A 10259-nucleotide genomic window follows, 5' to 3' on the forward strand; every position below is an offset into this window, starting at 1 on the left:
ACAGGCCGAATTACGCGGCGAGAGCGTGAATCCCCGGGCACATCGATAGTTATGTGACTGGGCTGAGTGACAAATCTGCCGGGAGCAGATTTGAACATCGCTTGCGACGGCCTGTAAGGGCAAGTCGCATGGATGAGACGCGTCGTTCAGAAGTCAACGCATCTGCAATTTGAAGTATGATGGGTATATCGGTCTCATCTGCGAACCAGAACAACATATATAAAGAGGTTATCATGGCTATCGAACGTACTTTTTCCATCATCAAACCAAACGCGGTGGCAAAAAACGTTATCGGCAGTATCTTTTCTCGCTTTGAAGCAGCAGGGTTCAAAATTGTTGGCACCAAAATGTTGCATCTGAGCGTTGAGCAGGCTCGTGGTTTCTACGCTGAGCACGAAGGTCGCCCGTTCTTCGACGGTCTGGTTGAATTTATGACTTCCGGTCCGATCGTGGTTTCCGTGCTGGAAGGCGAAAATGCAGTACAGCGCCACCGCGATCTGCTGGGCGCAACCAACCCGGCGAACGCGCTGGCGGGCACCCTGCGCGCTGACTATGCGGACAGCTTCACCGAGAACGGCACCCACGGTTCCGACTCCGTTGAATCCGCGGCGCGCGAAATCGCGTTCTTCTTTGCTGAAGGCGAGGTTTGCCCGCGCACCCGCTAATCTTCTGCGTCTTTCACGCCACCGCTTTGTTGGCGTTATTCGCATACCCCGGTCACAGCGTTATCTATGCTCACGGGGATTTGCGAACTGGCCGCTTTGCGACAGTTGAAAATCCTTAGAGGATCAGGCCGGCAGTTACAGATTTTTTCATCATTGCCGCGTGCAAACGTGGTATTGATGGGCCAGAATTTGTAGAATACAGCGCCCCGGATGAGCCGTTGCTCTCCGGGGCGTTTCTTTTTCAACCCTCCAGGGGCCATAACGTGTAATAACGAGGCCGGAATCAATTATGTCTGAACAAATAGTCACACCTGATAGCGCCGCGCTGACGGTGCCGAACAACGATGCCAAAATCAACCTGCTGGATCTCAACCGTCAGCAGATGCGCGAGTTTTTCAAAAACATGGGCGAAAAGCCTTTCCGCGCCGATCAGGTGATGAAATGGATGTATCACTACTGCTGCGATAACTTTGATGAGATGACCGACATCAACAAAGTTCTGCGCAGCAAACTGAAAGAAGTCGCGGAGATCCGCGCGCCGGAAGTCGTTGAAGAGCAGCGCTCCAGCGACGGCACCATCAAATGGGCGATTGCCGTCGGCGATCAGCGCGTTGAAACGGTGTATATCCCGGAAGACGATCGCGCCACTCTGTGCGTCTCTTCACAGGTTGGCTGTGCGCTGGAGTGTAAATTCTGCTCTACTGCGCAGCAGGGCTTTAACCGTAACCTGCGGGTGTCGGAAATTATTGGCCAGGTCTGGCGCGCGGCGAAAATTGTCGGCGCGGTGAAAACCACCGGCGTGCGTCCGATCACCAATGTGGTGATGATGGGAATGGGCGAGCCGCTGCTGAACCTGACCAACGTGGTTCCGGCAATGGAAATCATGTTGGACGACTTCGGCTTTGGTCTTTCCAAACGCCGCGTCACGCTCTCCACTTCCGGCGTGGTTCCGGCGCTGGACAAACTGGGCGATATGATTGACGTGGCGCTGGCGATCTCCCTGCACGCGCCGAACGACACCATTCGCGATGAGATCGTGCCGATCAACAAGAAATACAATATTGAAACTTTCCTGAATTCGGTGCGTGGCTACATTTCGAAGTCCAACGCCAACCAGGGTCGCGTCACCATCGAGTACGTTATGTTGGATCACGTCAATGACGGTACCGAACATGCGCATGAACTGGCTGCGCTGTTGAAAGATACGCCGTGCAAGATCAACCTGATTCCGTGGAACCCTTTCCCGGGCGCGCCGTATGGTCGTAGCTCCAACAGCCGTATCGACCGTTTCTCTAAGGTGCTGATGGAGTATGGCTTCACCACCATTGTGCGTAAAACCCGTGGTGACGATATTGACGCCGCCTGCGGTCAACTGGCCGGGGATGTTATCGATCGTACCAAGCGTACGCTGCGTAAACGGATGCAGGGTGAAGCGATCGCGGTGAAAGCAGTCTGATAAATGATGCAACGCACAACCTAGGATGTGTGTTGCGTCACTCTGTTGCATCGCCGGGCGAAATACGCTGTTCTGATTAATAATTACGGTGCGTTTTTGTCGACTTTGAGGCAGTATGTAGCGGTACAACAACCGCTTAGCATTCAATATTGATAAGTCTCTGTGATAGCGCGTCATACGGACTTATACTGTTTGTCTGACGTTGAGCAGATGTCTCGCGGCGCGGGGTTACCGGCGCTGAACTTTAAATTTCACGTACCAGTAGTTGTAACGAATGAATACTGAAGCCACTCAAGATCATCAAGAAGCAAACACCACGGGCGCGCGTCTGCGTAATGCCCGCGAACAACTCGGGCTCAGCCAACAAGCCGTGGCTGAACGCTTATGCCTGAAGGTTTCCACGGTTCGTGATATTGAAGACGATAAGGCGCCTGCCGATCTTGCTTCAACCTTCCTGCGCGGCTATATCCGCTCTTATGCCCGTCTTGTGCATATCCCGGAAGAAGAACTGCTGCCGATGATGGCAAAGCAGGCGCCGATTCGTGCGGCGAAAGTTGCGCCGATGCAGAGCTTCTCGCTCGGCAAACGCCGTAAAAAGCGTGACGGCTGGCTGATGAGTTTCACCTGGCTGGTGCTGTTCGTGGTGATTGGCCTCAGCGGCGCCTGGTGGTGGCAGGATCACAAAGCACAGCAGGACGAGATCTCCACCATGGCCGATCAATCTTCCGCTGAACTCAATGCTGTCGATAACAGCAGTCAACGTATCCCTCTGGATAACAGTACGGCGAATTCCACACCGGACGCTGTTGCGAACAGTGCGCCGGTAGAGGCTCCTCCGGCGCCTGCGGCGTCGACTCCGGCTCCGGTTGATAATAACGCCGTCGTTGCGCCTTCTCAGGCGAACGTTGACACGACGGCAGCGCCAGCGCCCGCAAATCCGGCTTCACCACTGCCGGCCGATCAGGCAAGTGTGGCCGCTGCGGCGACCTCTGTTCAGGATCTGGTGTTGAACTTTACCGCTGACTGCTGGCTGGAAGTCAGCGATTCCACCGGTAAAAAGCTGTTCAGCGGTTTGCAGCGCAAAGGCGGTAATCTCAATCTGAGCGGTCATCCGCCTTATAAACTGAAAATCGGTGCGCCGGCGGCGGTGCAGATTCAGTATCTGGGTAAACCCGTCGATTTAAGTCGTTTTATCAGAACTAACCAGGTTGCGCGTCTGACCCTCAATGCCGAACCATCACCGGCGCAGTAACAGACGGGTAACGCGGGAGATTTTTCATGCATAACCAGGCTCCGATTCAACGTAGAAAATCGAAACGAATTTACGTTGGGAATGTGCCGATTGGCGATGGCGCCCCCATTGCCGTACAGTCGATGACAAACACGCGCACCACTGATGTGGCGGCGACGGTCAAGCAAATTAAAGCTCTGGAGCGCGTTGGCGCAGATATCGTTCGCGTTTCGGTGCCAACGATGGATGCGGCGGAAGCCTTCAGGCTTATCAAACAGCAGGTTAATGTCCCGCTGGTCGCCGATATCCACTTCGATTACCGAATTGCGCTGAAAGTGGCGGAATATGGCGTCGATTGCCTGCGTATTAACCCGGGTAATATCGGCAATGAAGAGCGTATCCGCATGGTGGTGGATTGCGCTCGTGATAAAAATATCCCCATTCGCATTGGCGTGAATGCCGGTTCACTGGAAAGAGATCTCCAGGAAAAATACGGCGAGCCGACCCCACAGGCGCTTCTGGAGTCAGCGATGCGTCATGTTGATCATCTCGATCGTCTGAATTTTGATCGGTTCAAGGTCAGCGTAAAAGCGTCCGATGTCTTCCTCGCGGTCGAATCCTATCGTCTGTTGGCTAAACAGATCGAGCAGCCTCTGCATCTTGGGATCACCGAAGCGGGCGGCGCGCGCAGCGGCGCGGTGAAGTCCGCTATCGGGCTCGGTTTACTGCTTTCCGAAGGGATCGGCGATACCCTGCGTGTTTCCCTCGCGGCGGATCCGGTTGAAGAGATTAAAGTCGGCTTCGATATTCTGAAGTCGCTGCGAATCCGCTCTCGCGGCATCAACTTTATTGCCTGCCCGACCTGTTCTCGCCAGGAATTTGACGTTATCGGTACCGTCAATGCGCTGGAGCAGCGCCTGGAAGATATCATTACGCCAATGGATATTTCGATCATTGGCTGTGTTGTAAACGGTCCCGGCGAGGCGCTGGTTTCGACGCTTGGCGTGACCGGCGGCAATAAAAAAAGCGGCCTGTACGAAGATGGCGTGCGTAAAGACAGGCTGGATAACGACGATATGATCGCGCAACTGGAAGCGCGTATTCGTGCGAAAGCTTCGATGCTTGATGAAGCGCGTCGTATCGATATTCAGCAGGTTGAAGCGAAATAACGTATTGGGAAGCAATACGCTTCCCGTGTATGATTGAACCTGCGGGCGCGAAGCGTCGGGGTTCATTTTTGTATATATAAAGAGACTAAACGTGGCAAAGAACATTCAAGCCATCCGTGGCATGAACGATTATCTGCCGGGCGAAACCGCTCTCTGGCAGCGCATTGAAGGCTCACTGAAGCAGGTGCTTGGTAGCTACGGTTACAGCGAGATCCGTTTGCCGATTGTAGAGCAGACCCCGTTATTCAAACGCGCTATCGGTGAAGTGACCGACGTGGTTGAAAAAGAGATGTACACCTTTGAGGACCGCAACGGCGATAGCCTGACCCTGCGTCCGGAAGGTACCGCTGGTTGCGTGCGCGCCGGTATTGAACATGGTCTCCTGTACAATCAAGAGCAACGCCTGTGGTACATCGGGCCGATGTTCCGTCATGAGCGTCCGCAAAAGGGGCGCTATCGCCAGTTCCACCAGATAGGCGCAGAAGTTTTTGGCCTGCAGGGCCCGGACATCGACGCGGAACTGATTATGCTCACCGCCCGCTGGTGGCGTGAACTGGGTATCTCCGGCCATGTTGCCCTGGAGCTGAACTCTATCGGTTCGCTGGAAGCCCGCGCCAACTATCGCGACGCACTGGTGGCCTATCTTGAACAATTTAAAGATAAGCTTGATGAAGACTGCAAACGCCGCATGTACAGCAACCCGCTACGCGTGCTGGATTCGAAAAATCCTGAGGTACAGGCGCTGCTGAACGACGCGCCGGCGCTGGGCGACTATCTGGATGAAGAGTCTAAAGCGCACTTTGCCGGGCTGTGCGCGCTGCTGGATGATGCCGGTATCCGCTATACCGTGAATCAGCGTCTGGTGCGCGGTCTTGATTATTACAACCGCACGGTATTTGAGTGGGTAACCACCAGCCTTGGTTCCCAGGGGACCGTCTGCGCTGGCGGCCGTTATGACGGTCTGGTTGAGCAGCTTGGTGGCCGCGCCGCGCCTGGCGTAGGTTTTGCGATGGGGCTGGAACGTCTTGTTTTACTGGTCCAGGCAGTGAATCCGGAATTTAAAGCCGATCCTGTTGTCGATATATACCTGGTAGCCTCCGGAACCGGCACCCAGTCCGCAGCAATGCGTCTGGCTGAGCAGGTACGCGATGCGTTACCCGGCGTTAAGCTGATGACCAACCACGGCGGCGGCAACTTTAAGAAGCAGTTTGCGCGCGCTGATAAATGGGGCGCGCGCGTTGCGCTGGTGCTGGGTGAATCAGAAATCGCTGACGGAAACGTGGTAGTGAAAGATTTACGCTCAGGTGAGCAAACTACCGTAACGCAGGATAGCGTTGCCGCGCATTTGCGCACACTTCTGGGGTAATCTCCCGGGAATCATTAGTCAGGAGAAGGACTGCGTGGAAATTTACAATAACGAAAATGATCAGGTCGATGCGCTTAAGCGTTTCTTTGCCGAAAATGGCAAAGCGCTGGCCGTCGGGGTGATTTTAGGCGTTGGCGCACTGGTTGGCTGGCGCTACTGGACCTCCCATCAGTTAGATACCGCCAGAGGCTCATCGCTGGCTTATGAGAATGCGATTTCCGCGCTCAAATCGGATAAGCCAGATGCGCTGAACGCCGCGCAGAAGTTTGCCGCCGACAGCAAAAACACCTATGGTGCCTTTGCTTCGCTTGAGCTGGCGCAGCAGTTTGTTGATAAAAACGACCTGCAGAGTGCTGAAAAGCAGCTTCAGCAGGGGCTGGCGGCCGCTTCTGATGATAACCTGAAATCGGTTATCAATTTGCGTCTTGCGCGTGTACAACTGCAGCTTAAGCAACCCGATGCGGCGCTGAAAACCCTGGATGCCGTGAAAGGCGAAGGCTGGACGGCGATTGTTGCCGATTTGCGCGGCGAGATCCTGCTGAGTAAAGGCGATAAGCAAGGGGCGAAAGCGGCCTGGGAAGCTGGCTCGACAAGCGATGCTTCACCGGCGCTCAGCGAAATGATGCGTATGAAAATAAATAATTTGTCCATCTGAGAGGGACTCGATGCAATTGCGTAAATTACTTTTGCCAGGGCTGCTTTCCGTTACCTTACTGAGCGGTTGTTCGTTGTTCAACGGCGAAGAAGATGTGGTGAAGATGTCGCCACTGCCGACGGTGGAAAACCAGTTTACGCCGTCCACGTCCTGGAGCACCTCTGTCGGCGACGGTATTGGCGAATTCTACTCTAATCTGCACCCAGCTTTTGCTGATGGTGTGGTGTATGCCGCCGATCGTAAAGGTACCGTTAAGGCCCTGAGCTCAGGCGACGGTAAAGAGGTATGGTCGGTTAACCTGGCTGAGAAAGACGGCTGGTTCTCACGTGCGCCTGCGTTGCTTTCCGGTGGCGTCACTGTTTCCGGCGGTCATGTTTATATCGGTAGCGAAAAAGCCAAAGTTTATGCGCTGAATACCAGCGACGGTAGCGTCGCATGGGAGACGAGCGTTGCGGGCGAAGCGATGTCTCGTCCGGTCGTGAGCGACGGCATGGTCCTGATCCATACCTCCAACGGTCAGTTGCAGGCGCTGAACGAAGCCGATGGGGCGATAAAATGGACCGTTAACCTTGATATGCCCGCACTCTCCCTGCGCGGTGAATCTGCGCCGGCTACCGCCTATGGCGCCGCTATTGTTGGCGGTGATAACGGCCGCGTCAGCGCGGTGCTGATGCAGCAAGGGCAAATGATTTGGCAACAGCGCATTTCTACAGCGACCGGGCCGACTGAAATCGATCGTCTTAATGACGTTGATACGACGCCGGTTATCGTGAACGGTGTGGTTTATGTGCTGGCTTATAACGGCAATCTGACAGCGCTTGATCTGCGCAGTGGTCAGATTATGTGGAAACGTGAACTGGGCTCGGTAAACGACTTTATCGTTGACGGAAACCGTATTTACCTGGTAGACCAGAACGATCGCCTGCTGGCGCTGACCACCGATGGCGGCGTGACGCTGTGGACGCAAAGCGATCTACTGCATCGTCTGTTGACGGCGCCTGCGTTGTATAATGGCAACCTGGTTGTTGGCGATAGCGAAGGTTATATGCACTGGATCAATCCCGAAGATGGTCACTTTGTCGCTCAGCAGAAGGTGGACAGCTCAGGCTTCCTGACCGATCCGATCGTTGCTGACGGTAAGTTGCTGATCCAGGCCAAAGACGGCACGCTGTACGCGATTACGCTTTAAATACGGCAGTTGTCTGGTTTTGAGAAACGGCCCCTGGCAGACAGGGGCCGTTTTGACTTTTTAAAAAACGTCGCGATATACGGCGTTGTATCGATTTTTGTATGAGGCATTTAACATGATACCTGTGGTCGCGCTTGTCGGGCGCCCTAACGTTGGAAAATCCACGCTTTTTAACCGCTTAACGCGCACTCGTGATGCGTTGGTCGCGGATTTTCCGGGGCTGACTCGTGACCGTAAGTACGGTCGTGCTGAAGTGGAAGGCCGTGAATTTATCTGTATCGATACTGGCGGGATCGACGGTACCGAAGATGGCGTTGAGACGCGGATGGCGGAGCAGTCGTTGCTGGCGATTGAAGAAGCGGACGTAGTGCTGTTTATGGTCGATGCGCGTGCGGGTCTGATGCCTGCGGATTCGGCGATTGCTAAACATCTGCGCTCTCGTGAAAAGCCAACCTTCCTGGTGGCAAACAAAACTGACGGTATTGATGCCGATCAGGCGATTGCTGATTTCTGGTCGCTGGGGTTAGGCGATATTTATCCGATCGCTGCTTCACATGGTCGCGGCGTGACCAGCCTGCTGGAGCATGTGCTTCTGCCGTGGGTTGACGAAGTGAATCCGCCAGAAGAAGTTGATGACGACGCGGCATACTGGGCGCAGTTTGAAGCGGAACAGAACGGTGAAGACGTTGCCGAGCCGGAAGATGACTTTAACCCGCAGGATCTGCCAATTAAGCTGGCCATTGTCGGTCGCCCGAACGTAGGTAAGTCAACGCTCACCAACCGCATCCTGGGCGAAGAGCGTGTGGTGGTTTACGATATGCCGGGCACGACTCGTGACAGTATCTATATCCCAATGGAACGTGATGAGCGTGAATATGTGCTTATCGATACCGCGGGCGTGCGTAAGCGCGGTAAAATATCTGACGTTGTAGAGAAATTTTCGGTTATCAAAACCCTGCAGGCAATTGAAGACGCTAACGTCGTGCTGCTGGTGATTGATGCGCGAGAAGGTATCTCCGACCAGGATTTGTCCCTGCTGGGCTTTATCCTCAATAGCGGTCGCTCGCTGGTGATTGTCGTCAATAAATGGGACGGTCTGAGCCAGGAAGTGAAAGAGCAGGTGAAAGAGACCCTGGACTTCCGTCTGGGCTTTATCGATTTTGCCCGGGTGCATTTTATCTCCGCGCTGCACGGTAGCGGCGTCGGCAACCTGTTTGAATCCGTACGTGAGGCCTACGACAGCGCAACCCGTCGCGTGGGCACCGCGATGCTGACCCGCATCATGACCATGGCTGCCGAAGATCATCAGCCGCCGCTGGTGCGCGGTCGTCGCGTGAAGCTGAAATATGCCCATGCTGGTGGCTATAACCCACCAATCGTGGTGATCCACGGTAACCAGGTGAAAGATCTGCCGGATTCTTACAAACGTTATCTGATGAACTACTTCCGCAAATCGCTGGAAGTGATGGGGACGCCTATTCGTATTCAGTTCAAGGAAGGGGAGAACCCGTTTGCCAACAAACGCAATACCCTGACGCCGAACCAGATGCGTAAGCGTAAGCGCCTGATTAAACATATCAAGAAAAGCAAATAAGCGATCCACTGGCGAGAAATACGAAGCCGCATCTGTGAACGTGAACTGCACCCTAAAAGTTGGACACCGACTAAGTAAGGTGCAGTTTTTTATGGCAAAGCCAACGTATTTTTTGAAACAAGATGAGGTGTTATTAATCAGTACTGCTCTGGAAAGAGCTCAATATCCCACTTAGCTTTTTGCTGTAGTAAGAACATTGCTATAGTGACGGGCCGGAATCAGGCGGCTTGATAATATTGATATTTTTATCTTTGAAGATTAATTTAGCCTGATCGTCTTACCCGAATTTTCCCGGCGCCCAAATTCTGTAGATCATATATTATTTAATATTAGTCAGACGGATCTCCTGTGTCATACCGCGTAAACTACTATTTTTAATAGGTAGACTGATGCGGTTGGTAAAGAACAATATTGATTTACTATTCAACGCATACTCTGGATGTTTATCAACTGCCCGGAGAGAGTCAAATGAACATCAAATTAGTGACTATTTCGTTGCTTGCTGCTGGTTTTATCCTGGCGTCAGATATGGCTATCGCCAAATTGGCTCCGTTAACAGATAACCAGGTGAAGCAGAGGATTATTGACGACTCTATCGCTTCCTACCCCGGTACATGCGCCTGCCCATTTAATACGGCACGTAACGGAAGTTCATGCGGTCGCCGCAGCGCCTGGAGCAAAGCCGGAGGTTACTCGCCGATTTGTTATAAAAAAGAAGTGACAAAAGAGATGGTTAAAGAATGGCGTCAGCGGAATCAATGAGTTGAAATTCGTGATTCGGATACAGCGGTTTTGATGTTTTCAGCCTGCTAGGGTGTGTCCCGTAACTGTTTTTTGTACAATCTGGCACCTGTTTTGACCACAAAAGTACCTTTAACATGGCTCGTTACGATTTCCCTGATGATGCATGGGCGATAATTTCTCCCATGTTGCC

Annotated in this window: 9 protein-coding genes; all 9 read left to right on the forward strand. The window is 53.4% G+C overall.

Annotation, left to right across the window (positions count from 1 at the left end):
- The first annotated feature begins 233 nt into the window (after positions 1–233).
- The 9 genes from ndk (at position 234) to ABK821_RS18915 (ending at position 10087) form a co-directional block, all read left to right on the forward strand.
- Positions 234–665, forward strand: coding sequence for a nucleoside-diphosphate kinase (gene ndk / locus ABK821_RS18875; protein WP_138361052.1), 432 nt, complete (start codon positions 234–236; stop codon positions 663–665).
- Positions 666–954: 289 nt separating this feature from the next.
- Positions 955–2121 carry a bifunctional tRNA (adenosine(37)-C2)-methyltransferase TrmG/ribosomal RNA large subunit methyltransferase RlmN gene (locus ABK821_RS18880; protein WP_138361053.1) on the forward strand — a complete coding sequence of 389 codons (1167 nt, stop codon included), beginning with the start codon at positions 955–957 and terminating at the stop codon, positions 2119–2121.
- A 274-nt stretch (positions 2122–2395) separates the two neighbouring features.
- Positions 2396–3373 (forward strand): cytoskeleton protein RodZ, encoded by a 978-nt coding sequence (gene rodZ / locus ABK821_RS18885; RefSeq protein WP_343179090.1) that lies wholly within the window; start codon positions 2396–2398, stop codon positions 3371–3373.
- 26 nt (positions 3374–3399) lie between these two features.
- Positions 3400–4521, forward strand: a complete 1122-nt coding sequence (gene ispG / locus ABK821_RS18890; RefSeq protein ID WP_343179091.1) for a flavodoxin-dependent (E)-4-hydroxy-3-methylbut-2-enyl-diphosphate synthase — start codon at positions 3400–3402, stop codon at positions 4519–4521.
- A gap of 91 nt (positions 4522–4612) precedes the next feature.
- Positions 4613–5887: a histidine--tRNA ligase gene (gene hisS, locus ABK821_RS18895; protein WP_138361056.1), complete on the forward strand. Its 1275-nt coding sequence runs from the start codon at positions 4613–4615 to the stop codon at positions 5885–5887.
- Positions 5888–5921: 34 nt separating this feature from the next.
- Positions 5922–6542, forward strand: coding sequence for a YfgM family protein (locus ABK821_RS18900; protein ID WP_138361057.1), 621 nt, complete (start codon positions 5922–5924; stop codon positions 6540–6542).
- A 10-nt stretch (positions 6543–6552) separates the two neighbouring features.
- A complete protein-coding gene (bamB, locus tag ABK821_RS18905; protein WP_138361058.1) occupies positions 6553–7731 on the forward strand; it encodes an outer membrane protein assembly factor BamB in 1179 nt (392 codons plus the stop codon).
- 115 nt (positions 7732–7846) lie between these two features.
- Positions 7847–9325 carry a ribosome biogenesis GTPase Der gene (der, locus tag ABK821_RS18910; RefSeq protein ID WP_138361059.1) on the forward strand — a complete coding sequence of 493 codons (1479 nt, stop codon included), beginning with the start codon at positions 7847–7849 and terminating at the stop codon, positions 9323–9325.
- Between the two features lie 468 nt (positions 9326–9793).
- Positions 9794–10087, forward strand: coding sequence for a hypothetical protein (locus tag ABK821_RS18915; protein ID WP_138361060.1), 294 nt, complete (start codon positions 9794–9796; stop codon positions 10085–10087).
- Positions 10088–10259 lie beyond the last annotated feature (172 nt).

The organism is Klebsiella sp. KE9456, from assembly GCF_043832615.1.
In the GTDB taxonomy this organism is placed as follows: domain Bacteria; phylum Pseudomonadota; class Gammaproteobacteria; order Enterobacterales; family Enterobacteriaceae; genus Klebsiella; species Klebsiella indica.

Coding starts and splice junctions, on each gene's coding strand:
- ABK821_RS18880 (WP_138361053.1), top strand. CDS start 955: ATGTCTGAACAAATAGTCACACCTGATAGCGCCGCGCTGACGGTGCCG.
- der (WP_138361059.1), top strand. CDS start 7,847: ATGATACCTGTGGTCGCGCTTGTCGGGCGCCCTAACGTTGGAAAATCC.
- ndk (WP_138361052.1), top strand. CDS start 234: ATGGCTATCGAACGTACTTTTTCCATCATCAAACCAAACGCGGTGGCA.
- ispG (WP_343179091.1), top strand. CDS start 3,400: ATGCATAACCAGGCTCCGATTCAACGTAGAAAATCGAAACGAATTTAC.
- rodZ (WP_343179090.1), top strand. CDS start 2,396: ATGAATACTGAAGCCACTCAAGATCATCAAGAAGCAAACACCACGGGC.
- ABK821_RS18915 (WP_138361060.1), top strand. CDS start 9,794: ATGAACATCAAATTAGTGACTATTTCGTTGCTTGCTGCTGGTTTTATC.
- bamB (WP_138361058.1), top strand. CDS start 6,553: ATGCAATTGCGTAAATTACTTTTGCCAGGGCTGCTTTCCGTTACCTTA.